Source organism: Pseudogemmobacter bohemicus (assembly GCF_003290025.1).
Lineage (GTDB): Bacteria > Pseudomonadota > Alphaproteobacteria > Rhodobacterales > Rhodobacteraceae > Pseudogemmobacter > Pseudogemmobacter bohemicus.
Window position 1 is genome coordinate 520,788 of the sequence record NZ_QNHG01000002.1, and the last position, 22,019, is coordinate 542,806.

Here is a 22,019-nt window from a genome sequence, read left to right on the forward strand (position 1 = left end):
GTCTTGTCCTTTCTTCCCATTACGGCGTGGGCATCATCAGCTGCGGCAGCGCCAGGGTAATCGGCGGGATCAGCGCGATGGCGGCGAGAAGTGCGAGGCAGATCAGGAACATCGGGAAGACCGCTTTTGATACCGCGCCCAGCGAGGCCCCCGAGATCGCGCAAACCACAAAGAGACAGACCCCGACCGGTGGCGTCACCATCCCGATCACCACATTCAGCGTCACCATCACGCCGAACTGCACCAGGTCCATCTCGATCATCGTGGCGACCTTCAGCAGGATCGGCATGGTGATGATCATCACCGAGATCGGCTCAAGGAATTTGCCAAGGATCAGCAGCATGACATTGATCAGCAGCAGCACCACCAGCTTGTTGTCGGAAATCGACAGCAGGCTTTCGGCGAATTTGGTCGGAACCTGTTCGACCGTCAGGGCGAATGCGACGATCGAGGCCATGGCGAGGATAAACAGCAGGCCCGAGGTGGCGATCGAGGTGAAGACAAGCGCCTCCCAGATCTTCTTCATCGACAATTCGCGATGCAGCGCGCCGACGATCAGCGCATAGGCGACAGCCACGGCGGCGGATTCCGTCATGGTGAAGATGCCGGATTTGACGCCGCCGACAATGATCACCGGCAGCATCAGCGCGGGCAGGGCGGCCACCAGCGCCTGGCCGCGCGCGGTCCAGTTGGCGCGCGGCATGGCGGGGTAATTATGGCGGTGGGCCTGCCAGGCGGCATAGACCAGCAGCGCGATGCCCAGCAGGACCCCCGGCACGATGCCCGCGATGAAAAGCTGCGCGATGGAAACACCCGACAGCACACCGAAGATGATCATGGTGATCGAGGGCGGGATCAGCGGGTCGATGACCGAAGACATCGCCACCAGCGCGCCGCCATAGGCTTTGGGAATGCCCTGCTTGTCCATCGCCGGGATCATCAGCGACCCGATGGCCGAGGCCTGGGCAATGGCGCTGCCGGAAATGCCGGCAAACAGGACAGAGGCCAGCACGGTGACCAGCGAAATACCGCCCTTGTAATGCCCGATCAGCGCATTGGCGAAACCGATCATCCGGCTCGACAGCCCGCCCAGATTCATCAGCGCTCCGGCCAGCAGAAACAGCGGAATGGTCAGCAGCACGAACTGATCGACGCCCGCAAGCATCCGTTGCGGCATGGCCTGGACCAGCATCCAGTTATCGGTGAGCCAGAGATACAGGATCCCGCCCGCGCCAAGCGCCAGCGAAATCGGAATCCCCAGCACCAGCAGAACGATGAAGATACCCAGAAAGCTGATCATGGCTGTCCCTCTTCAGGATTGGCAGCGGAAAGGGGGGCAATCACGGATTTCGCATGCGGGTCCGGCCTGCCGGTCGCAAAGGCCCAGAGATCATGGCCAAAGCTGCCGATGAGATGCACCAGCAAAAGCCCGCACCCGACCGGCACCGCGACATAGACCCAGAAAACCGGCAGACTGGCCGGCTGGCCGGTAAGGCTTTGCCAGATGAAATCAACGGCGGGGATGCTTTGCCCGGTAAAGCGGCTGGCATAGGTCAGGCCATGGTCGACCATCAGCCACAGGAACAGCCAGACCGGCAGCGAGATCACCAGCCGCAACACAAGCAGCATGCCGCGTGACAGCCGGTGGCTCAGCAGATCCAGCGCCACCAGCTCGCCCTGGTGATATGCAAGGCCGATCAGCAGGAAGGTCTGCCAGATCAGGATATAGCGGCACAGCTCTTCGGCCCAGATGATCGAGCCGCCAAAGAGATAGCGCGCCGCGACCTGGGCGACCATCACCACGACGACGACCAGCATCGAGACACCGGCAAAGACTTTCAGCGCCGTGACATACCCCGACCACAGCCGCAGGACTGCAGCTGCCGGGGCCCCGCCGGCGGGCGGCGAAGCAGAAGGGTTCATGGGCAGTTTCCGATGGGTTCAGGGGATGCGGGCCACCCGGGCGGCCCGCAGTTCAGGAAGGGTGACAGCGATCGGGCTGATGCCGCGCGGCCAGGAAATCAGGTCGTCGCCTGCGCGACCCTGATGAATTCCGCAATCAGCGGGGATTTGGCCGACCATTCGGACACGAGGGGCTCTACCAGCATGCGCATCTCTGCCAGATCGGTCAGCTCATGGATCTCGACCCCCTTGGCCCGCAGCGCATCGCGGCCTTCCAGGTCCTGCGTTTTGGCATAGAGCATGGTCGGCGGGATCGCATCGCGGCCGGCCTGGCGCATCGCCTGTTGCAGTTCAGCCGGCAGACCGTCGAAGACCGGCTTGTTCACCGCCATCACCGCATGCCAGGGGTAATGCCCGGTCAGGGTGAACTGCTTGCCCACCTCCCACAGGTTTTCACCAAGGATCGAAGAGACGTTGATCTCAAGCGCGTCCAGAACACCGGTCTCCAGCGCACCGTAAACCTCGCCGTAAGGCAGGCCGATGGGGGCGGTCCCCAGCTTCTCCCAGATTTCCTTATGCAGCGGCACCGGCACGATGCGGGTCTTGAGCCCGGTGAAATCGGCAAGGCTCAGCACCGGCTTTGTCGTCGACAGGAAGTTGCGCTGCCCGATATCGACTGTGCCCAGCCCGACAATGCCGGTATCATCCAGATCCGCAAGGATCTGCGCGCCGATATCGCTGAGCGCCATTTTCTCCATATGATCGTAATCGCGCACCAGGAAAGGCAGCTGCCAGGCATTCAGCGCCGTCTTGCCCGTCACCATCGGGAACAGCACGCCGGAACAGGTGGACAGCTGGATCGCGCCCGAGATGGTGGATTCCAGCAGCTGCTTGTCATCGCCGAGCTGGCGGTTGGGGAAAATCCGGATATTGAAGGCACCGGGCGCCAGCGTCTCCAGCGCCTTCTGGAATTCCAGCGCGAAGATGTGGTTGGGATGCAACTCGGCCGAAGCATGGGCCAGCATCATATCGACCTGCGCGGCGCGCAGGATGGATGGTGCAGACATGGCAACGGCCATCGAGCCCGACATGGCGAGCATCTGGCGGCGGTTCAGCATAACTATCCTCCCGTTTCGTAGTGCAGAACACTTGATGCAAAAATAGATTATCTGTTCTGAAATATGTCAAGATAATTCTTTGTAGCGACTGAATCAGTCTATTTACACGGATTATCAGACAGATCGCGACTCATTGCGCGGAGGATTGACATTTAATGAAGCATTCGTTCTGTTATACGAAACGTTAAGAGGCGCCAAAATGTATGACACAACCGATCCGCGCAGCAAACTCACCGGCAAACCGGCTGCAGCCGCGACGGCAGCGGGCGCCGGCTTTGCCGATGCCGATCTCGGCCTGTTCTGCGAGACTGCGCCGCAGATCGAAGCCCCGGGCACCAGAACCTGGATCACCCGGGGGCAGAATTTCCTCGTCGCCCATAGTGAGACACAGCCCGGCGCCGTGCTTGAGCGCAGCGCCCAGCCCGACGAATATGCGCTGATCCTGTTCTCGCCCGACACGCCGGCGATCATCACCGCCGGGGGTGAACGGGCAGAGGTTCCGGGCCATTCGCTGGTCTTCATTCCGCCGGGCGACAGCCGGGTCGGTCTGCCCGTGGGTGGCAAGGTTCAGCGGGTTTTCTCCTGCGTTCAGAATGACCTGTCGGCGCTTGCCTCGAATGCCGCATCCTTCGTGACCCGCAGGCCGCAGATCCCGGCCTGGCAGCCCTGGCCCGCGCCGAAAGACGGCTGGCGCATCCGCAGCTACAGCCTTGATGTGGCGCCGCAGCCGGGGCGGTTCGGGCGGATCTTTCGCTGCTCGACCCTGATGATCAATATCATCGACCCGCAGGTCGGGCCGCGCGACATCACCCGGCTTTCGCCGCATCACCATGACGATTTCGAACAGGGCTCACTGGCGCTGGAGGGCAGCTTCGTCCATCACATGCGCTGGCCCTGGACGGTGAATATGAACGACTGGCGCGAAGACCGGCATCCGCTGTGCCATGCGCCCTCGCTGACCGTGATTCCCGCCCCTGCGATCCATACATCGCGCGGGGTCGGTCAGGGCGTGAACCAGCTGATCGACATTTTCGCGCCACCGCGCGAGGATTTCTCGAATCAGCCCGGTTGGGTGCTGAATGCAGATGACTATCCGATGCCAACCTGACAGGGGCCAACCTGACAGGGACGCGACCGGGATCAGTGTAAGGGTGGCTAAGATGCGCGACGGCAATGAGGACAGCGAGAAGGCAGGCCGCGATGGGGCAGCCAGCCGCGGCGGCACCATCCAGGCGGTCGAATTCGCGCTGCATATCCTGGAATTCATCGTCCAGGCTCAGGCCTCTGTCGGCGTGTCCGAGCTGGCCCGCCAGTTCGGCACCACCAAAAGCCGGATCTACCGGCATTTGCAGACCCTGGTATCGGCCGGCTATCTGCTGCGCGATGCCGATACCGAACGCTACGGTATCAGCGCGCGGCTGATGGCGCTTGGCCAGGCCGTGGGCGAGAACTTCGAACTGGCCTCGGCCGCGCGCTTCATCGCCCGCGACCTGCGCGACCAGCTGGGCCATGCGGTGACCGTCAGCCAGCGTGAGCCCGGCGGCATGCGGGTGCTGCTGCTGATCGCCAGCCGCTCGGATATCGAGATCAGCGTCAAGCCCGGCTCGCTGCTGAGCCTGCATGGCAGCGCCCAGGGCAAGGTCTGTCTGGCCTTTGGCGATCAGCTGCTCTTGCCCCGGATCTGCGATTCCGCGCTCGAGAAACACACCGCCTATACGATCCTCGACCCCGAACAGCTGCGCGCCGAGATCGAGATGGTGCGCCGTCAGGGCTGGGCGGTGGCCCCGAATGAGACGATGGTGGGGCTGAACGCGCTGTCGGCGCCGATCTTCGATGCGCTCGGCTCTTATGTGGGCGCGGTGACGATGGTTGATTCCATCCAGTTCCTCGGGCCAGCACCCGATCAGGAGCATATAGCCGGCATCAAGACGGCAGCGGCGCGGATCTCGGCCAATCTCGGTTATCGCGGCCAGCCCGGCGGCGCGCCGTAACCGCACGCGTCCCTTATCTGGCGGCTGCAGGATTCTGCTCCGGGGCGGAAAGCGGCGCGCCCACAGGATGCTCATTCCCGGGCGGATCAGGCTCCGGTTGCGCGGCGTCCTGGGGGGGCAAGAGGGGGCGGATCGGGCGGCGCCAAAGGGTGAGCCTGAGACTCGGGCAACCGGGGTGATGCGGCGGGCGGTTCAGCGGGGGCGGTTGGGGCCGCCCCGGATCGGGCACCGGGAACAGACAAAAGCTGCAAAAAGACCAGCGCGAGACCTGCCAGCAATGTCAGATACCGCGCCAGCGCGCGATCAATCGGCCCGGGCTCCAGCGGCACCGGGTCATGGCCGATCCGCCTTTCGATCATCAGCACCGGCCGCATCCCGCGATTGCCAGCCTCGACATAAAGACCCATGCCCTTATCCAGCTGCGTCAGGTCGATCAGCAGATCCACCAGCAGCGGGCTGTCGCCGTCACACTGCGCCAGGCTGACCACGTCGAAAGGGTCGATCTGACCCTCAGGCGTGACCACATCGGCGCCGCCGGACACACGCCCGACAAAGCGGTATCTGCCGCCGGCCAGAAATGGTTCGCGCTGCTGATGGACGAAAGCCATGGAAATCCTGCGCACTTTGCTGCGCTTTTGCCGGCCTGGCGGGTGGCGGTGGATCAGACCGCGCCGGGCCTGAACAGCTGGCTCGACGCAGAGTTCCCTGGCCTCAGTGCGCAGTTCGACGCCTATTGTGGTGATCTGGCGCAATAGTGCCGCGACCGCAGTGAAACCATCCCCGACCATGCCCTGACCGAAGGCAGCCCGACTTATCTTACGCAAATAGCCCTGCTGATGACCCGTGAGCGCGGGGGCTGTGATGACAGGCGGCAGCGGATCCTGCTGCGCGCCGCCGCCATTGATCCGGCGGGATTTATGGCAAAGTCGGCGCTGGCCGGGCTTCCCGACAAAGCGGTTTGCGCCGGGGAGGCGCCGGAGTGCCTGACCGTTCGACAGCATCTCGACACCTCGGACGAACTGGTCGCGACGCTTGATGACCATTTCCCGCTGACAAAGGAAGCCTGGCACCATGCGACCGACGAGGACCTGGACTGGCTGCGGCAACGGGCGACCAGGGCAGGCTCGGCCACCGCGCGTTTCTGGAGCGCAAATACGCTGATCAACGGGCCGAAGCTGCCGAGTGAGATGAAGGATGCGGACGCCGAATTCGCCACCCGCGCCACCATCGGCTTTCTCCTGTCGAAAGCATCGGCCGCCACGGATATGGCGACCCGCTGCACCGCCGCGACCAGGCTGTCGGAACTGTCCTCGACGGATCGCTATCATGGTACGCTTGACACCGATGCGCTGACCGATCTCGGGCTGTTGCTCCTCGCCTGTTGCGGCGGGTTTGAGTCGGAAAGGCCTGACCTGGTCCTTTGGTTCCATTATCAGGACGAAGCAGTCACCCGGGCGATCCAGCGCCGGCTGGGCGTCACCCCCTATGGCCGTTTCGGCGCGCTCAGCTGGCAGGCGGCCGATACCATGGGGGAGATCCTGTTCGGGCATGCCCAGGTCCCCGCCGCCGATGGCTCGGTTGTGGAAACCGTCTATGTCTCAACCGCTCCCGATAAGGTCCAGGGCCGCGCTGCGCGGCTGGATGGTGGAAGAGGCGCTGGAAAGGGCGCGCACCGCTTTCGGAATGTAGCGGCCCCTTCCGTCTGCCCTGATCAGCTGAGAACGATCCCGCCATCGACATTCAGCGTCTGGCCGGTGACAAAAGCGCTGTCATCCGAGCAGAAGAACGCCACCGGCCCCGCCACATCCTCGGGTGCGCCGATGCGGGCCATGGCGGTTTTCGCCTTCCAGGCATTGCTGATCGCCGGATCGTCCAGGTTCACCCGCCCCATATCGGTCAGGATGATGCCGGGGCAAATGCAATTCGCGGTGATGCCAAGCGGTCCGACCTCTTGCGCCAGCACGCGGGTAAAGCCCATGACGGCGGCTTTCGAGGCCGAGTAATGCGCCTGTTCCGGCGCGCCATGTTTGCCACCGATGGACGAGATGTTGCAGATCCGCCCGTAACCCTGCGCCTTCATCACCGGCAGCAGCGCCTGGATGACAAGGAAGGTGCCCTTGGCATTCACATCCATCACGGAATCCCAGTAATCCTCGGGGCAGTGTTCGACATCGGACGCCCGCAGGATGCCCGCATTGTTGACCACCGCATGAACGGTGCCAAGCCGCGCCACGGCATCCGCCACCATCGCCTGGACCTGCGCCTTGTCCGAGACATCGGCGTAAAGCTCCTCGACCCGGCGGCCCATGGCGCGTGCCTCATCCGCCGTTTCCTTCAGAGCCGCTCCCTGCGCCTCGATATCATTCAGCGCCAGGTCAAAGCCGCGCGCTGCGAGGCCAAGCGCAATCGCCCGCCCGATGCCCCGACTGGCGCCGGTGACCAGCGCGATCCTGCCATTTCCGCTCATATCAATCTTCCCTGTCAGAGTGCGGTATAGCCGCCGTCCACGGTCAGGACGGTGCCGGTGATGTAGCTGGCGGCGTCGGAGGCAAGGAACGCCACCGCCAGCGCGATCTCGCGCGGGGTCGCCAGACGGCCCATCGGAATCCCGGCCAGCCAGGTGTTGAACCATTCGGGTTTTGACCGTCCCAGTAGCGTCAGCTCCGTCGCGGTATAGCCCGGCGCCACCGCATTGACGCGAACCTTGCCCGCCCATTCGACGGCCAGAGACTTGGTGATCATATTCACCCCGGCCTTGGCGGCGTTATAGGCGATCTGCGGCTGCGGATGGACGACGATCTCGGCGGCCATCGAGGAGGTGTTGACCACCGCCCCCTTACCCGCCGCCACCATATGGCGGCCAAAGGCACGGGCGGTGTAGAAGACACCGTTCAGATCGACGTCGATGACCCGCTGCCAGTCGGCAATGTCGATCTCCAGCGCCGGGCCGTTCTGCACGATGCCGGCATTGTTGACGAGGATCATCGCCGGGCCATGCTCTGCCGCAAGCCGCGCCGCTGCGGCCTCGGCCGCCTCCGGATCGGTCACGTCGAGCGCCAGCGGAATCGCATCCAGCTCACTCGCCAGCGCATGGGCGGCATCGGGGTTGCGGTCGGCGATGACCACTTTCGCGCCCGCCTCGGCCAGCACCTCGGAAATCGCCCGGCCAATCCCCGCCGCGCCGCCGGTGACCACAGCCAGCCGGCCCGAGAGATCGAATTCGCGGATCATGCGAGTGCCCCTTTCAGCGCCGGATAAAGCGCCAGGTAATGTTGATAAAGTTCCGCATAGCGGGCGGTGTTCTTCGGATCCGGCTCGATGCTTTGGCCCGGGCGCACCATGGCGGCGATCCCCTCGTCAATCGAGGCAAACCGCCCCGCGCCATGCGCCGCCAGCACCGCCGATCCGGTCGAAGGCGCATCGGGCGAGGCCGGGATCCGGACCGGCAGCCCGGCAGTATCGGCATGGATCTGCATCCACAGGCGCGAGGCTGTCGCGCCGCCGCCCACGGTAATCTCGGTTGAATTATAGCCGCCCGCTTTGAACGCATCGAGAATGGCGCGGGTGCCGAACCCGATCCCCTCCATGATGGCGCGGAAGACGTGATGCGGCTCATGCGCCAGCGTCAGCCCCACAATCGCGCCGCGCGACAGCGGGTCGGTATAGGGGGTGCGGTTGCCCTGGAAATGGTCCTGGACGATCAGCCCGTCAGCGCCGGGCTCCAGCGCTGCCGCCTTCTGGTTCAGCTCGGTCAGATCGAGATTGCCACCGCAGAACCGCCTGAGCCAGTTGATCACCGACCCGGTCGAGGTCTGGCCGCCCTCGACGATCCAGCGCCCCGGATAGACGATATCGGGATAGGCGCCCCAGACGCCCGGCGCATGCAGCGGCGCCTCGGTCACCCCGAATTGCAGATGCGACGACCCGGTGATCAGCGCCAGCTGACCCGGCTGCGCGACGCCAAGCCCGATCATCCCGATCAGCGCATCGGCGCCGCCCTGCACCACTTTCACCGAGGTTTTCAGCCCAAGTGCATTGGCCGCCGCCACTGTCAGCGTGCCGACGACCTCGCCCGGAGCCACCACCCGGGAGGGCCATTTCTGCGCCAGATCCTCAAGCCCCAGCGAGGCGAGGATTCCCGTCGCCCAACCGCCATTGCGGCTGGAATAGTGCCATCTGAGCCCCGCATTATCGAGGCTGGCACAACGCTCGCCGGTCAGGCGCAGCACGAGGAAATCCTGGTATTCGCAGATCGTCGTCGCGGCGTCATAGACCGCGGGTTCATTGCGCTTCAGCCAGAGCGATTTGGGGATCATCCATTCGGCCGAGACCGGCCCCTGACCGGCCCCGTTGATCGCCAGAGCCGCGTCGCCGGTGGCGAGAACCGCATCCGCCTCGGCATGGGCGCGCACATCCATCCACATCAAAGCGGGGCGCAGTGCGCGGCCATCGCGGTCCAGCGCCACCACGGTGCAGCAGGTGGTGGCAAAGCACATCGCCTCGACCTCGGCGGCGTCGATCCCGGCCTCGGCAATGGCGCCCGCCGTGGCGGAAACCAGCGCCGCCCACCAGTCTTCCGGATTCTGCTCGGCCCTTGCGCCGGGGGCGAAACGGGTCTCGTAAGCCACCGCCTTCTGGCCGAGGCACTTGCCCGAAAGATCGTAGATCCGCGCCCTGAGGCTTTCGGTGCCGCCATCGGCGGTCAGGTAATAGCCCATCTTTCCTCCCCTTCGCACCGCTCCCCCGGTGCAATTCCCTCAGCTCAGCGCACGAAACGCGTCAAGCGCTTTTGCCGCGTACATGATCGCCGGGCCACCGCCCATTTCGACCGCAACCTCCAGCGCTTCGACCAGGGCGGCCTCGTCAGCGCCATGCTTTCGCGCGGCATCAAGGTGGTAAAGGATGCAATCCTCGCAGCCTTTCGCCACGGCAACCGCCACCGCCATCAGCTCTTTCTGCGCCGCCGAGAACTGGCCCGGCGTGGTGGCCTGACGGCTGATCGCGCCGAAGCCCTGCATCAGCGCGGGCGCGGTTTTGGCGAAGGCCCCAAGCCGGGCCTTTGCCGCCGCGAGTTTCTCTTTCGTCTCAGCCATCGCGGCCCCCTTTCAGGATCAGATCGGCCACCTCACGCGGGGCATCCCATTGCGGCATATGGCCGGTGGGCAGGAAATGCGCCGCGACCCGGCCGGGCAGGTTCAACGCATCACTGGCGGCAACGATCCGGTCTTCGATACCAAAGACAGCCGTGACCGGGATTTCACCCGCAAGCTGCGCAAGCGGGCGCAGAATGTCGATCCGCTGCCGGCCCGAAACGGTCGCAAGGCCCTGTGCCAGAGCGATCAGCCTGCCCTTCGCCATCTCACCCGCCATCTGCGCCAGCACTGCCTCTGACAGCGCGCCGCCATTCGGACCAAGAAGCCGCAAAAGATGCGAGACCTCGCCCGCAGTTCCGGCCCCGGCCATACCATGCACGAATTCCGCACCGATTTCCGGCCCGCAGCCCGCCGGGGTCAGCAGCACCAGCCGCGCGACCTTTGCGCCAAGCCGGCCGGCAGCGATCACCGCGACGGCGGCACCAAGGCTGTGGCCCACAAGCGTCAGCCGCCCCGGCAGCGTTCCGGCCAGCCGCGTCACCGCATCGGCCAGCGCGCCGCTGTCAGGCGCGGCGAGCGTGGTGGCGCCATGACCCGGCAGGTCCGGCACCACGGCAATGTGCCCCGCCCGCGCAATCGCCGCCGTCAGCTGCGCCCATGCCGAGCGTTCGCCGGCAAAGCCGTGGATCAGCAGGAAGGTCTCGCCGCCCTGGCCGGTCACGCTGTAAACCAGCCGGCCGCCGGGCAGGTCCAGACCCGCCTCACCGGCGGTGACGGCAAGGGTGACGGTGCCCGCCCTTTCAACATCGGCCCGTTCGATCCGGCCCCGGCGACCGGTGCCGGTCAGAGCCTCCAGCGCCAGGCCTTTTTGCCGCGCGAGGCGGCGGGCCAGCGGCGTTGCGCGCAGTTTCTCGCCCTCGGCCCGGGTCGTGACGGCAACCACAGGCGCGGCGGCAACCGGGATGGGCGCGGGCGTTTCCCCGCCGACAAAAGGCTCGACCTCGCCCTCGACCTCGGCGATGGGGGCACCGACCGGAAGCTTCTCGCCCGGCTGTGCCAGAGCCCGCAGCAGGCGGCCATCGTAAAGCGCCGGCACTTCGGCCACGGTCTTGTCGGTCTCGATCTCAAGGATCGCGTCGCCCCGGGCGTAAGTGGCACCCTCGGCCACCATCCAGCCGACGATCACCCCCTCCTCCATCGTCTCGCCCAGACGCGGCATGCGAAGGATCGACGGGCCAGCCGTCGCAGCGGGGAGGGCCGGCACTGGCCCGGTTTCGGGCGCATCGCCCGACAGCTCGGCCCATTCCGCCGCCACTGCAACCGTCGCGCGGGCGATGGGGCTGCCGACCGCAATCCGGTCGCCCGGGCCTGCCAGCGTCTCGTCGATCACCCCATCGCCAAGCGCGGGGAATTCCACCACGGTCTTATCGGTCTCCAGCTCAAGGATCGGCTGGCCGCGCCTGAAACGCTCGCCAGGCGCCACCATCCAGCCGACGATCAGCCCCTCTTCCATCGTCTCGCCGAGACGGGGCATCGTGAGGGTCAGGCCCGTCTCACTGAGGCCCGTCTTACTGAGGCCAGTCATGCCGGCACCTTCCCGAGCATTTTCAGCCCGGTCTCATAGATCAGCTGTGCGCCCGGCACCGAACCGGTTTCCAGCGCGGTTGAGACGGAGATCGGGATATCCTCACCCGCGACCCGCACAACCGGGTCTTCGAGATAGTCGAAGCATTCCTCGGTGATCCGGGCCGACAACTCGGCGGCGACACCGGCGGTCATCACGCCTTCGGACACCACCATCGCGCGGCCGATGCGGCTGACCGCCTCGCGGATCGGGTCGAAGTCCAGCGGGTTCAGGGTGCGCAGGTCGATCACCGTCGCCTCGATCCCCTGAGCCGCCAGTTTCTTCGCGGCCTCCAGCGCATAGTGCAGCTGGCGAGAATAGGTGACGATCACCAGATCCTTGCCCTCGCGCCGCACGGCCGAGGTGCCCCAGGGCAGGGCGGGGGCGTCCAGATCGACCGTCTCCTTCATCGTATAGAGCGCCTTGTGCTCGATGAAGACGACCGGATCGGGCTTGGTCAGCGCCTGGCGCAACAGGTGGTAGGCATCGGCCACGGTCGCGGGCATGGCCAGACGCAGGCCGGGGGTGTGCATCACATAGGCCTCAAGGCTCTGGCTGTGCTGGGCTCCAGCCGAGCGACCGGTGCCGCCCTGTGTGCGCAGAACCATCGGCACACCGATCTGGCCGCCGAACATATAGCGGATCTTCGCGGCCTGGTTGCCCAGCTGGTCCATCGTCATGCCGATGAAATCGACATACATCAGTTCCGCCACCGGGCGCAGACCGGCCATCGCGGCGCCAACGGCGGCCCCGATGATCGCGGGTTCGGAAATCGGGGTGTCGATCACCCGCTCGCCGCCGAATTCCTTGATCAGATCCTTGGTCACGGCATAGGCGCCGCCGTAACGGCCGACCTCTTCGCCCATGATCACCACATCGGGGTTTTCGCGCATCGCGTCGATCAGCGCCTGGCGCAGGGCGTCGCGGTAGGTAAGTTCCTGGAGTGCCATCGTATATTCTCCTCAGTCCCGGGCCAGAACGCGGTCGATGCGGGTGCGCACCGGCTCGGGCTCGGGCTCTTCGGGGGCATAGACATCGCGGAACATGGTCGAGAGCGGCGGCTCTTTCTGCGCGATGGTGAAGTCGATGGTCGCATCCATCTCGGCGCCGACCTCGGTTTCCAGCGCGGTCAGCTCGGCCTCGGTCGCAAGGCCGCGTTCCAGGAGAGCGGCGCGGGCGAAGGCGACCGGGTCCTTCTGGCGACCCTGTTCCTCTTCCGCCGGGTCGCGGTAGGGGGATTTGTCTTTGCGGGCATGGCCGTAGAAGCGGTAGCAGTCGATCATCAGGAAGGCGGGTTTGCCCTGGCGGACGCCCGCGACCAGGCGGTCGGCGGCTTCGGAAACCGCCTCGACATCCAGCCCGTCCACCCGTTCGCCCACCAGCCCGAAGGCCCGGGCGCGTTCGTGGATCTCCGGGTTGGCGGTGGCCTGGTCGATCCTTGTGCCCATGCCATACTGGTTGTTGATGCAGACGAAGAGGCAGGGCAGGCTCCAGAGGGCCGCCATGTTCATGCTCTCATACAGGATGCCCTGGCCGGTGGCGCCGTCGCCGAAGAACGCGGCCGAGATCTTGCCGCTGCCATGGTGCCGCGCCGCAAGCCCCGCGCCGACCACTGCCGGGATGCCGCCGCCGACAATGGCGTTCGCACCCAGATGCCCCAGCCCCATATCGGCGATATGCATCGAGCCGCCTTTACCGTGGCAGTAGCCCGCCTCTTTACCGCCGATTTCCGCCATCATCCGGTTCGGATCGGCGCCGCGGGCGAGAAAGATGCCGTGGCCGCGGTGATGGGTGGTGAAAGTGTCGCCCTCGACCATCGCGGCGCAGACACCGGCGGCGGCGCTTTCCTCGCCGATCGAAAGGTGCAGCATCGAGCCTGCCGACTGGCCGCGCACAAAGAGCTCGCCCACCCGTTCCTCAAAGGTGCGGATGCGCAGCATCATGCGGTAATGGCTGGTCAGATCCGTATTCGGCCTGGGCGCCGGCGTGTGAGCCACGGGCTTGGTCATCGCCTTATTCCAATCTTTACAGGAGGTTGAGTTTCGTGCTGCGCGAGACGACCGCGACCGCGACGAGAATGATGGCGCCCTTCACGATGGACTGGATATAGGTGTCCATTCCCATCAGGTTGAGGCCGTTATTGATGATCCCGATGAAGAGCGCCCCGAAGAAGGTGCCCAGAACCGTGGCCGTACCCGGGCGCAGCATGGTCATGCCGATGAAGACCGTGGCCAGACCATCCAGCAGGTAACGTTCACCCGCATTGGGCTGGCCCGATCCCAGCCGTGCCGCCAGCAGCATCCCCGCCACGACGGCGAAAAGCGAGCAGACGACCAGCGAGGCGGCGCGGTAGCGGCGCACCTGGACGCCCGAAAGTTCCGCCGCTTTCTGGTTGCCGCCGACGGCATAGATGTAGCGGCCAAAAATGGTGCGCTCCATCACGAACCAGGCCACAGCCACCGCGCCCAGCATGAACCAGGCCAGCACCGGAATGCCCAGAAGCCGCCCCTGGCCCAGCCAGAGATAGCTGTCGGGCAGCCCGCCATAGATCGCGCGCCCGCCGGTCATCAGGAAGTTGATCCCGAACAGGATCGAGCCCGCCGCCAGCGTCGCGATCAGAGACGGAATACCGATCACGGTGACGAAAAACGCATTGCAAAGCCCGACCAGAAGCCCCGCCCCAAGCCCCGCCAGCAGCGCAAGCGGCAAAGGCGTGCCGCCGACCAGCAACAGGGGCACCAGCACCCCCGCCAGCCCCACGGTAAAGCCCACCGAGAGATCCATCTCACGCGCGGCAAAGCCAAAGGTCAGCCCGGCGCCCACGATGGTCAGCATGGAAATCTGCTGCGCGATGTTCATCACATTCTGCGAAGTCAGAAAGCGGCCAACAAACAGGCTGAAGCCCAGCACCATCAGAGCCAGCACCACCAGGGTCGAATAACGCTGGATGTGATCCTTGCGGACAAGGCCGAAAACCCGGTCGATCTGCGGGGAGGTGGCGATCTCGCTCATGCTGCGGTTCCTGACATGGCGGCGATGAAAATGGCCTCGGAGAACCGCTCCTGCGGGATTTCCGGGCCGGGCCGCTGATTGGCAAAGGGGATGACGCGATGCGCCACGGATTCGATTTCAAGAAGGTCGGAAGAGGCGATGATGATCCCGACCCCTGTGGCCGCAAGGCGGCGCATCTCGGCATAGATCTCGGTCTTGGCGCCGATATCGACGCCCTCGGTCGGCTCGATGAAGATCATCACCCGGTAGCGCTCACCCGCGCCATAAAGCCATTTCCCGATCGAGATCTTCTGTTTATTGCCGCCAGACAGCTCTTTCAGCAGCTGACCAGAGCTGTGGGCTTTGACATTCATCAGCCGCATGACGCGGCCCGCCTCTGCCTCTTCGCGCCGGGGCGACAGGATGCCGGCACCGATGCTGCCCTGTTCGGGATGCACCATTGCGAGGTTCTCGCGCAGCGTCCATTCGCCGATCAGCGCATATTCCATCCGGTGATCGGGGACGAGCGCCACCCCCGCCGCCTGCATCTGCGCCGGGCGCCCCGGAGCGATGGCCTTCCCCGCCACCTCCATCCGTGCAGCGCGGGCACCGGCCGAATTGTGCAGCGAGCGGGCAAAGCCGAAATGGCCGGCGCCGGTCAGCCCGATCAGCCCTACGATCTCACCGGCGCGCAGGGTGAAGTCCGGCACCTCGACCGCGCCGACATGCCAGCCTCGCAGCATCAGCACCACCGGACCCTGCGCCTCGCTCGCGGTGGTTTTGGCCTTGAGCGCGGCACCGCCGGTGCGGCGCAGCATCAGCTCGACCAGCTTTTCCTCGCTGAGGCTGGCGGCGGGTTCGGTGCAGATGTGGCGCCCGTCGCGCAACACGGTGATCGTGTCGGACAGGGCTTTGATTTCCGAGAGGAAATGGCTGATCAGCACCACACCGACACCGCGTTTCGGCAGGCTGCGGATGATCTGCCAGAGCTGTTCTTTCTCGCGCGCGGGCAGCGTCGCGGTCGGCTCGTCGAGGATGACGATTTTTGGGTTGCCGCGCAGCGCCCGCACGATCTCGATCACCTTGCGCTCGGCCATCGGCAGATCGCCCACCGGGCGCGACAGGTCGATGGAAACGCGGGGAAACCATTCGCGCAGCAGATCCGCCGCCTGCCGGCGCAGTGCCCGGGTGCGGATCAGCGCACCGCCGAGGCGCGGCTCGTGACCCAGCAGGATATTCTCGGCCCCGGTCAGGCCCGAGACCAGATTGCCCTCCTGACTGACATGGGCGATGCCATGGGTCAGCGCCCCATGCGGCGAGCCAAGCCGCACCGGCCGCCCGCCAATCACCACCTGGCCGGTCGTCGGCGTCAGGCTGCCGCCCAGCACATTCACCAGCGTCGATTTACCAGCGCCGTTCTCGCCGATCAGCCCATGCACCTCGTCATCCCGGAAGGTGACACTGACGCCATCCAGCGCGCGGGTGCCGGGAAACTGCATCACGATATCGGTAAGCCGGATATCCATTCGGTGACCTTCGATGACAGGGGTTGCGGACGGGGAGAAAGCCGGACGGGGCCGCGCGGGCGGAGGGGAGTGCCCCGCCCGCGCGGCCCCGATACAGTCTCAGATCAGGGGATGACCCGGATCAGAGGAGGTTCGTGATCACAGGAAGTCCTGGCAGTTCTTCTTGGTGATCAGCGGCGCGTCGAGATAGACGATTTCCGAAGGGATCACCTCGGCAGCGGGCTTGCCTTCGACCACGATGGCGTCGATCCATGCCGCGACCTGGGCGCCCATCTCTTCAAAGGGCTGGGCCACGGTGGCAATCAGCTGGCTGTCGGGTTTGCAGACCTCGGCAATCGCTGCCGGGTGGCCGTCAATGCCGATCACCTTCACATCGGTCAGACCAGCCGCGTTCAGCGAGTTGACCACCGCCTGGGCAGGTTCATCCCAGGGCGCCCAGACCGCGTCGATATCGGTGCCGAAGCGCGCCGCAAAGTCTTCCATCGTGCGGGCGGTATCCTCGAAGAAGGCGGTGTAGTTGATGTTATGCTCGGCCAGCACCTTCACGCCGGGATATTCCTTCAGCACCACCTCCATCACATCGCCGCGTTTGCGGGTGCCGTGATGCTCGGCCATGCGGAAGAATACCAGATTGCCTTCGCCCTTCAGCTGGTCGAGCAAATAGACCGAGACATCCGAAGACATCGCCCAGTTATTCGTCGTCACATCGACCACAACGCCGTCGACAAAACCGGAATCCACGGCGAAAACCGGGATATTGGCGGCTTTGGCAGCATCCAGCGCCGCGCGGCTGGCGCGCAGATCGGCCATGGTCACCACGATGGCGTCAACGCCGCGATTGGCCGCGTCCTGGATATTGGTCGCCGTTGCCTCGCCCGAGCCGCCGCTGTCGAGATAGCTGACATTCCAGTCCGACTTGCCATTCTCGGCGATCCAGGCCTCGAACCCGGCTTTGGTGCGCTGATCCGACTGCGCGGCGGCGTTCGAATTCACCATCACGATGTCCAGCGCCTGCGCCGCAGTGGCACCGGCAAGCAACGCTGCGACAGAGCAAACGAATCCGATACCGGAAATCCGGTTTTTCATATGCAAATCCTCCCTGAGCCAGATAACCCGGGGCAACCTGGTGCCGGGCGGGTTTCTGGTTTTCCACGCCGGTCCTCTTCCGGCAGGTTAAGCCTGAGCCAGTCGATTACAGTTGTCAATACGGATTACATTTGTCACGATGCAAGAATGAGGCGGAGGAATGAGAATGGCGGCTGCAATGGTGGAAACGCCGGAAGATGAAGTGCTTATGGCGCGGGCGGCCTGGCTTTATTACATCGGCGGCCTGAACCAGGAGGCGACGGCAAAGCGGCTGAACACCACCCGCGCCCGGGTCAACAAACTCTTGTCAGATGCCCGCGACGCAGGCCTTGTGAGCATCACGATCAACCCGGCCAATGTCGGATTGCTGCCGGTGGAGGAGCTGATTCGCACCCGATACGGGCTGGATTTCTGCATCTGCACCCCGGCGCTTGGCCCGGAAAAGGGCGATGAGACCGACCGCATCCTCGCGCCTTTCGCCTTCCGCGCAGTCGGTGCTGCCGCCGCCGCTCATCTGCGTCGCCACCTGGCCGAAGAGCCGCGGGCGGTGATCGGCACCGGCTGGGGGCGCACGCTGGAGCAGATGACGCTGCAAATGGCAGGCGTCACCGCGCCGGGTGCGCGCTTCATCAGCCTGATGGGCTCTCTGACCGCGAATTCGGCCTGGAACCCGTTCGAGGTGGTGCAGTCGCTGGCGCGCAGCACAAGGGGCGAGGGCTATTTCCTGCCCGTCCCCTTCATCGCCGACACGCCCGAAGCGCGTTCGGTGCTTGTCTCGCAGCAATCGGTGCAGGACGCGCTGGATCTGGGTCGTCGCGCGACGATGGCCTATATTTCCCTTGGCGAGCTGCGCGAGGATTGTCTTTTGCGCCGCCAGGGCATGATCACCGGCGACGAACTGGCCGAGCTGCGCTCCAGGGGGGCGGTCGGCGACACCAATGGACTCTTCTTCGATGCGGCGGGACGGGGGGTGGACCATCCGCTCAATCACCGCACCATCGGGCTGGGGCTGGAAGATCTGCGCCAGATCCCGACCGTGGCCCTGGTGGCCGGACGCGCCAAACTCGAAGCCGCGCGGGGATTTCTGGCAAGCGGCATCGTCAGCGGCCTGATCATCGACGGCGACACCGCGCTGGAACTGGCCGGAAGCGCCCCCGCCTGAGCCTTGGGCGGGCCACAGGGAAAGCCCCGGCACTGATCGCGACCTTCTTCCCGGATTGCCGATATTGGCGGTCTCCGTTTCGATCCCCTTCCGCTCCGGAGGGTCATGCCCGGTCAGGAAAGAGGCCCATGTCTTTTCCTGTCCCCGAAGGAGCATCCGGCGCCTGCCGGATCGCCCGGTTCAGATGTCCTGCGCCTGGCTCTTGTGTCAGAACGGGCCATGCGGGGCCGCCTGTTGGCGCCAGGGGCAAAGGTCATGGCGGTGACGGTCGTTTATCGCGCCCGCACCGGGATCACGGCCGGGGATGGCAGCCGTTCAGTCCCGGGATCCGGCGGGTCTCGTCAGGCCTCCTGCCCGCCCTTCACGCGCAGGATATCCTCGGGCAGACCAATTACCCGCAGCAGAAGCGAAGGACGGCTCAGCGCGACATAGATCAGCTCATCCTCAAGCAGCTGGTCTATATCGACCAATACCACGCATTTCGCCTCAAGCCCTTTGAAACGTCGCACCGTGTCGCACCAGATCCGGGTCTTGCCCCTGGGATCAGAGGCCGAAACCGGCACCGCCCCGCCGATCTGCGCCTGAGAAAAGAGGATGCATCTATCGCGGGCGCCGCCGGTCAGGATGGCGATATCCGAGGCCTGGAGCTGCGCCGTTTTTGTCAGATCGGCGACAAAGACACTGGCATTATTATAGGCCTGCTCTCTGGATCTGACTTCAATCCAGTCCACCGGCTGCCCCGCCGGCCCGGCCGAAAGCGCGCCCCGCGCATCATACCAGGGTTTGAGGCTGCGGTGAATGGCACGGGTGTTGCGCAGATTGCGGATCAGGCGGAATGACAGTTTCGGCAATTCATCGGCAAAACCCTGACCGCCGCCGTAAATCCGCTGATTATCATCATAAAAGACGTGGAATATGCTGGTATCCAGGTCTTTCAGTGACAGCCGCAGCGCATCATACCAGGGGCGTTCAAAGTCCTGGCCCTCGTCGATGATGATCGCGTCAAAGGCCAGACCGGGGCGCTGCTGCATCGCCTGTTCAAGCGCTCCGGGCAGAACGCGGCTGTAAAACGCCGGGTCCTGAACATTGTCGAGCGGCACTTTCGCCAGATGCGCCACCTTGCCGCAAAACTCGTGAAACCCGGCAATGGTCAGGTTCTTCACCTCGCCCACCAGGCCCTTGAGATGGGCCGCCAGCGCGGTGTTGAAGCAGGTCAGCAGACTGCGCTGGCCGTCTCTGGTGCAGCGCATCGCTTTTTCCAGCGCCAGCAGGGTCTTGCCGGTGCCCGCGGCGCCCGCAATCGCCATTTGCGGATTGCCGGCCAGCGAGTCCAGCACATAGGCCTGTTCGGCGGTCAGGAACCCGATCTTCTTCATGTCATGCGCCAGCGCGCTTGCCAGATGGGGGCGCAATTCGAATTCTGCCGCGATGATCTCATGCAGCGCCCGCATCCCCTCCGGGCCAGGCGCATCGCAGGCGGCCGCCCCGCGCGAAAGGGTCTCACGCACCCAATCGCCCAGCCGGCCCGCGCCGATCTCATTGCTAAAGGCGAACAGCTCCAGCGGGGCATCGGCCCCAAGCGGGCGTATGGGGCGGATATTGTCGGGCAAAACGACGCCATGGCAGAGGTTGAGCTGACGGCGCTCCAGGCCCGAGACCTTCTTCAGCCGGTTGCGCAGCTCATATTTGCCCTCCATCGCCTGGGTGATGGGGCTGCGTTTCAGGTTATAGGGCGTGCCGCTGTGGGACTCCGAAACCCATTGGCCCTGATCGTCGCAAGAGACCGTGCCGCCCTTCACTTCCAGCGCCAGAATGCCCAGGGTCGGATGGGCGATGATGAAATCCACCTCGCCGTCGCGGCCGGTGCCATCGGGGCGGAAGCGATGCCAGGGGCGCGACCAGTAAACCGTAAAATCGCCCCCCAATTCCCGGTCAAGCGAGTCATAAACCTGCCGCTCGGCCTGGCGCTTTGGATCACTCACCAACAGATCCGGAATCGCGGATGGAACCATTTTAGCCATTTATTTCAGGTCCTGCAGGAAAGAAGGCAAGGGATTGCGCGGTGCCCTGACCTTCGGTCAGGTCTTCGGGCCTGCCGGTCACAAATGCACGGTCGAGATATTGGTTGAAATGTTCGCAAGCGGTTTCGGGCAGGAAGGCGCAGGCATGGCATGCCGCGTGATTGCCGCTGTCGAACAGCGCGGCAAGCCCGTCAGAACAGAGCGGGTCCGAGGAACACCAGCGCGTATCGGCCACCGCTTTGCGCAGGGTCGCGCCAAAGCGGTCAGACCGGCCCTCGCGCGACAGGCCCCCAAGCGTGCCATCCGCCCCGGGCGCCGAGGTATAGATCAGGAATCCCGCCATGTCGCTGCCCTCTGCCCCGGCATAAAGCCGTTCGCGCACCGAGGAACCGGAATAACCGCAATCAAGGGCCAGCCGGTCGATCACCGCATGGCAAAGCGTATGGATCAGCACAAAGCGCGCGCTGAGCGGCCAGGGCGGAACCGGCGTGCCTCCCCCTTTGCGCCGCTGCATGGGCCAGCTGAGCGTTCAGCTCCTGCACCCGCTCCCGCACCGGCGTACGCGTCTCCCATTCGCGTAGGCGGGCAAGGTCCAGCGCCACGAAAATCCCCTCGCCAAAGACCTCAACCGCCGGCAGCCAGTTCTTCCTGGCGGCGGAAAGCTTTGCCGGTTCGCGGGCCTGCGTCTCCTGGCCCCGGGCGGATAGCCTGGTGAACCCGGTCAGAACCCGCACCTCGCGCAGACGTTCGACCCGGACCAGATGGCCCAGAAATCCCTCCAGCCCCGGGGGGAGCGTCTCGCATTCGATCCTGAAATTGCGATCCGTTACGCCCTGACCCGGCGGCGTTACCAGACGGCCATATTCCTCGGCGCGCAGATCGGTCCCTTCGCCCTGCTGGTTGCGCTCCAGAATGCGCCGGATCTGCGCCTCCATCTCACGCCGCGTCATCGGCGGGCCGGTCCATTCCTCATCAAGCCCGGTATCTTCGATCACGCCGCGGATATAGGCCGGATCGCTGACCGCCCTGAAAGCCTTCCAATACTGTTCCTGCCGGATGAAATGGCTGAATTCCTCGCTGAAGGGCGGAATATCAATGGCGCTTTCAACGATGGGAAACCAGGCATTGGAGGCGCCGCGCTGGATGACGGCCGCCGGGTGGGTGCAGGCCTCACGATGGGCATTGGGCAGCCAAGGGATCTGCAAACTGTAATCAAAGCCTGGACCAGCCGCAAACGGGTGATCGAAGCCGAAGGCGAGCTCCTTGCCCGGGTCTTTCGCAACCGGGCAGGGGCACGGGCCAGGGTCGAGAACCAGAGTATGGCCGCCGCGCAACGGGGTCTTGTAGAGGCCGATGAGCGGCGCGCGACACTGGCGCTTCTGATGGCCAAAGCGCGGATTGAATGCACGACAGAGCTGATTGCCAAAGCCATCCAGCCGCAAGCGCCCAAATTTCTGCATGCCTGTTTGCACTTCGTCGCACCGGAAAACAGCTGAGAAGCAAAC

The 22,019-nt window shown here is 64.8% G+C and carries 21 protein-coding genes; 4 read left to right on the forward strand and 17 right to left on the reverse strand.

The window, feature by feature from the left end; all coding sequences use genetic code 11:
- Positions 1 to 19: 19 nt before the first annotated feature.
- The 3 genes from DRF71_RS10565 to DRF71_RS10575 form a co-directional block, all read right to left on the reverse strand.
- Positions 20 to 1,300 carry a TRAP transporter large permease gene (locus tag DRF71_RS10565; RefSeq protein WP_112310514.1) on the reverse strand — a complete coding sequence of 427 codons (1,281 nt, stop codon included), beginning with the start codon at positions 1,298 to 1,300 and terminating at the stop codon, positions 20 to 22.
- Positions 1,297 to 1,923 (reverse strand): TRAP transporter small permease, encoded by a 627-nt coding sequence (locus DRF71_RS10570; protein WP_112310515.1) that lies wholly within the window; start codon positions 1,921 to 1,923, stop codon positions 1,297 to 1,299. The genes DRF71_RS10565 and DRF71_RS10570 overlap by 4 nt, the downstream gene beginning before the upstream one ends.
- Positions 1,924 to 2,021: 98 nt before the next feature.
- Entirely contained in the window at positions 2,022 to 3,020 is a 999-nt protein-coding gene (locus DRF71_RS10575; protein WP_112310516.1) for a TRAP transporter substrate-binding protein, read from the reverse strand.
- Between the two features lie 199 nt (positions 3,021 to 3,219).
- On the opposite strand from DRF71_RS10575, the gene DRF71_RS10580 reads away from it, so the two are divergent.
- Genes DRF71_RS10580 through DRF71_RS10585 form a run of 3 tightly spaced genes read left to right on the forward strand, consistent with a single transcriptional unit; the run spans position 3,220 to position 5,011 of the window.
- Complete coding sequence (locus DRF71_RS10580; protein ID WP_112311255.1) at positions 3,220 to 4,128, forward strand: cupin domain-containing protein; 909 nt, start codon at positions 3,220 to 3,222, stop codon at positions 4,126 to 4,128.
- Entirely contained in the window at positions 4,125 to 4,169 is a 45-nt protein-coding gene (locus DRF71_RS29430; protein ID WP_408634538.1) for a hypothetical protein, read from the forward strand. The genes DRF71_RS10580 and DRF71_RS29430 overlap by 4 nt, the downstream gene beginning before the upstream one ends.
- Before the next feature lie 11 nt (positions 4,170 to 4,180).
- Positions 4,181 to 5,011, forward strand: coding sequence for an IclR family transcriptional regulator (locus DRF71_RS10585; RefSeq protein ID WP_198672154.1), 831 nt, complete (start codon positions 4,181 to 4,183; stop codon positions 5,009 to 5,011).
- 86 nt (positions 5,012 to 5,097) lie between these two features.
- On the opposite strand, the gene DRF71_RS10590 is transcribed toward DRF71_RS10585, so the two are convergent.
- The 11 genes from DRF71_RS10590 to DRF71_RS10640 all read right to left on the reverse strand — a co-directional run bounded on the left by DRF71_RS10590 (position 5,098) and on the right by DRF71_RS10640 (position 17,331).
- Positions 5,098 to 5,835: a hypothetical protein gene (locus tag DRF71_RS10590; RefSeq protein ID WP_157971036.1), complete on the reverse strand. Its 738-nt coding sequence runs from the start codon at positions 5,833 to 5,835 to the stop codon at positions 5,098 to 5,100.
- 887 nt (positions 5,836 to 6,722) lie between these two features.
- Positions 6,723 to 7,478, reverse strand: a complete 756-nt coding sequence (locus DRF71_RS10595; protein ID WP_112310519.1) for an SDR family NAD(P)-dependent oxidoreductase — start codon at positions 7,476 to 7,478, stop codon at positions 6,723 to 6,725.
- Between the two features lie 14 nt (positions 7,479 to 7,492).
- Positions 7,493 to 8,242, reverse strand: coding sequence for an SDR family NAD(P)-dependent oxidoreductase (locus tag DRF71_RS10600; protein ID WP_112310520.1), 750 nt, complete (start codon positions 8,240 to 8,242; stop codon positions 7,493 to 7,495).
- Complete coding sequence (locus DRF71_RS10605; RefSeq protein WP_112310521.1) at positions 8,239 to 9,729, reverse strand: FGGY-family carbohydrate kinase; 1,491 nt, start codon at positions 9,727 to 9,729, stop codon at positions 8,239 to 8,241. The genes DRF71_RS10600 and DRF71_RS10605 overlap by 4 nt, the downstream gene beginning before the upstream one ends.
- Positions 9,730 to 9,768: 39 nt before the next feature.
- A complete protein-coding gene (locus DRF71_RS10610) occupies positions 9,769 to 10,104 on the reverse strand; it encodes a carboxymuconolactone decarboxylase family protein (protein ID WP_112310522.1) in 336 nt (111 codons plus the stop codon).
- A complete protein-coding gene (locus DRF71_RS10615) occupies positions 10,097 to 11,689 on the reverse strand; it encodes an alpha/beta fold hydrolase (RefSeq protein ID WP_112310523.1) in 1,593 nt (530 codons plus the stop codon). Before DRF71_RS10615 ends, DRF71_RS10610 begins: the two co-directional genes overlap by 8 nt.
- On the reverse strand, positions 11,686 to 12,678 hold the full coding sequence (locus tag DRF71_RS10620; RefSeq protein WP_112310524.1) for an alpha-ketoacid dehydrogenase subunit beta: 993 nt from the start codon (positions 12,676 to 12,678) through the stop codon (positions 11,686 to 11,688). The genes DRF71_RS10615 and DRF71_RS10620 overlap by 4 nt, the downstream gene beginning before the upstream one ends.
- Positions 12,679 to 12,690: 12 nt before the next feature.
- On the reverse strand, positions 12,691 to 13,737 hold the full coding sequence (locus DRF71_RS10625) for a thiamine pyrophosphate-dependent dehydrogenase E1 component subunit alpha (RefSeq protein WP_198672155.1): 1,047 nt from the start codon (positions 13,735 to 13,737) through the stop codon (positions 12,691 to 12,693).
- Positions 13,738 to 13,753: 16 nt separating this feature from the next.
- The gene (locus DRF71_RS10630; RefSeq protein ID WP_112310525.1) at positions 13,754 to 14,740 is read right to left on the reverse strand and encodes an ABC transporter permease; all 987 of its coding nucleotides are present in this window, start codon (positions 14,738 to 14,740) and stop codon (positions 13,754 to 13,756) included.
- Positions 14,737 to 16,245, reverse strand: a complete 1,509-nt coding sequence (locus tag DRF71_RS10635) for a sugar ABC transporter ATP-binding protein (RefSeq protein ID WP_112310526.1) — start codon at positions 16,243 to 16,245, stop codon at positions 14,737 to 14,739. The genes DRF71_RS10630 and DRF71_RS10635 overlap by 4 nt, the downstream gene beginning before the upstream one ends.
- Before the next feature lie 138 nt (positions 16,246 to 16,383).
- A complete protein-coding gene (locus tag DRF71_RS10640; RefSeq protein ID WP_112310527.1) occupies positions 16,384 to 17,331 on the reverse strand; it encodes a substrate-binding domain-containing protein in 948 nt (315 codons plus the stop codon).
- 166 nt (positions 17,332 to 17,497) lie between these two features.
- Between DRF71_RS10640 and DRF71_RS10645 the strand changes: the two genes are divergently transcribed.
- Positions 17,498 to 18,493 (forward strand): sugar-binding transcriptional regulator, encoded by a 996-nt coding sequence (locus DRF71_RS10645; RefSeq protein ID WP_232831442.1) that lies wholly within the window; start codon positions 17,498 to 17,500, stop codon positions 18,491 to 18,493.
- A 341-nt stretch (positions 18,494 to 18,834) separates the two neighbouring features.
- Here the strand turns inward: DRF71_RS10645 and DRF71_RS10650 are convergent, their stop codons facing one another.
- The 3 genes from DRF71_RS10650 to DRF71_RS10660 are packed head-to-tail and all read right to left on the reverse strand — an operon-like array spanning position 18,835 to position 21,974.
- A complete protein-coding gene (locus tag DRF71_RS10650; RefSeq protein WP_198672156.1) occupies positions 18,835 to 20,475 on the reverse strand; it encodes a nuclease-related domain-containing DEAD/DEAH box helicase in 1,641 nt (546 codons plus the stop codon).
- Positions 20,476 to 20,506: 31 nt separating this feature from the next.
- Positions 20,507 to 20,968 carry a Zn-binding domain-containing protein gene (locus DRF71_RS10655; RefSeq protein ID WP_198672157.1) on the reverse strand — a complete coding sequence of 154 codons (462 nt, stop codon included), beginning with the start codon at positions 20,966 to 20,968 and terminating at the stop codon, positions 20,507 to 20,509.
- A complete protein-coding gene (locus DRF71_RS10660) occupies positions 20,919 to 21,974 on the reverse strand; it encodes a hypothetical protein (protein ID WP_112310530.1) in 1,056 nt (351 codons plus the stop codon). Before DRF71_RS10660 ends, DRF71_RS10655 begins: the two co-directional genes overlap by 50 nt.
- Between the last annotated feature and the right edge of the window lie 45 nt (positions 21,975 to 22,019).

Coding starts and splice junctions, on each gene's coding strand:
- DRF71_RS10565 (WP_112310514.1), bottom strand. CDS start 1,300: ATGATCAGCTTTCTGGGTATCTTCATCGTTCTGCTGGTGCTGGGGATT.
- DRF71_RS10570 (WP_112310515.1), bottom strand. CDS start 1,923: ATGAACCCTTCTGCTTCGCCGCCCGCCGGCGGGGCCCCGGCAGCTGCA.
- DRF71_RS10575 (WP_112310516.1), bottom strand. CDS start 3,020: ATGCTGAACCGCCGCCAGATGCTCGCCATGTCGGGCTCGATGGCCGTT.
- DRF71_RS10580 (WP_112311255.1), top strand. CDS start 3,220: ATGTATGACACAACCGATCCGCGCAGCAAACTCACCGGCAAACCGGCT.
- DRF71_RS10585 (WP_198672154.1), top strand. CDS start 4,181: ATGCGCGACGGCAATGAGGACAGCGAGAAGGCAGGCCGCGATGGGGCA.
- DRF71_RS10595 (WP_112310519.1), bottom strand. CDS start 7,478: ATGAGCGGAAATGGCAGGATCGCGCTGGTCACCGGCGCCAGTCGGGGC.
- DRF71_RS10600 (WP_112310520.1), bottom strand. CDS start 8,242: ATGATCCGCGAATTCGATCTCTCGGGCCGGCTGGCTGTGGTCACCGGC.
- DRF71_RS10605 (WP_112310521.1), bottom strand. CDS start 9,729: ATGGGCTATTACCTGACCGCCGATGGCGGCACCGAAAGCCTCAGGGCG.
- DRF71_RS10610 (WP_112310522.1), bottom strand. CDS start 10,104: ATGGCTGAGACGAAAGAGAAACTCGCGGCGGCAAAGGCCCGGCTTGGG.
- DRF71_RS10615 (WP_112310523.1), bottom strand. CDS start 11,689: ATGACTGGCCTCAGTAAGACGGGCCTCAGTGAGACGGGCCTGACCCTC.
- DRF71_RS10620 (WP_112310524.1), bottom strand. CDS start 12,678: ATGGCACTCCAGGAACTTACCTACCGCGACGCCCTGCGCCAGGCGCTG.
- DRF71_RS10625 (WP_198672155.1), bottom strand. CDS start 13,737: ATGACCAAGCCCGTGGCTCACACGCCGGCGCCCAGGCCGAATACGGAT.
- DRF71_RS10630 (WP_112310525.1), bottom strand. CDS start 14,740: ATGAGCGAGATCGCCACCTCCCCGCAGATCGACCGGGTTTTCGGCCTT.
- DRF71_RS10635 (WP_112310526.1), bottom strand. CDS start 16,245: ATGGATATCCGGCTTACCGATATCGTGATGCAGTTTCCCGGCACCCGC.
- DRF71_RS10640 (WP_112310527.1), bottom strand. CDS start 17,331: ATGAAAAACCGGATTTCCGGTATCGGATTCGTTTGCTCTGTCGCAGCG.
- DRF71_RS10645 (WP_232831442.1), top strand. CDS start 17,498: ATGGCGGCTGCAATGGTGGAAACGCCGGAAGATGAAGTGCTTATGGCG.
- DRF71_RS10660 (WP_112310530.1), bottom strand. CDS start 21,974: ATGCAGAAATTTGGGCGCTTGCGGCTGGATGGCTTTGGCAATCAGCTC.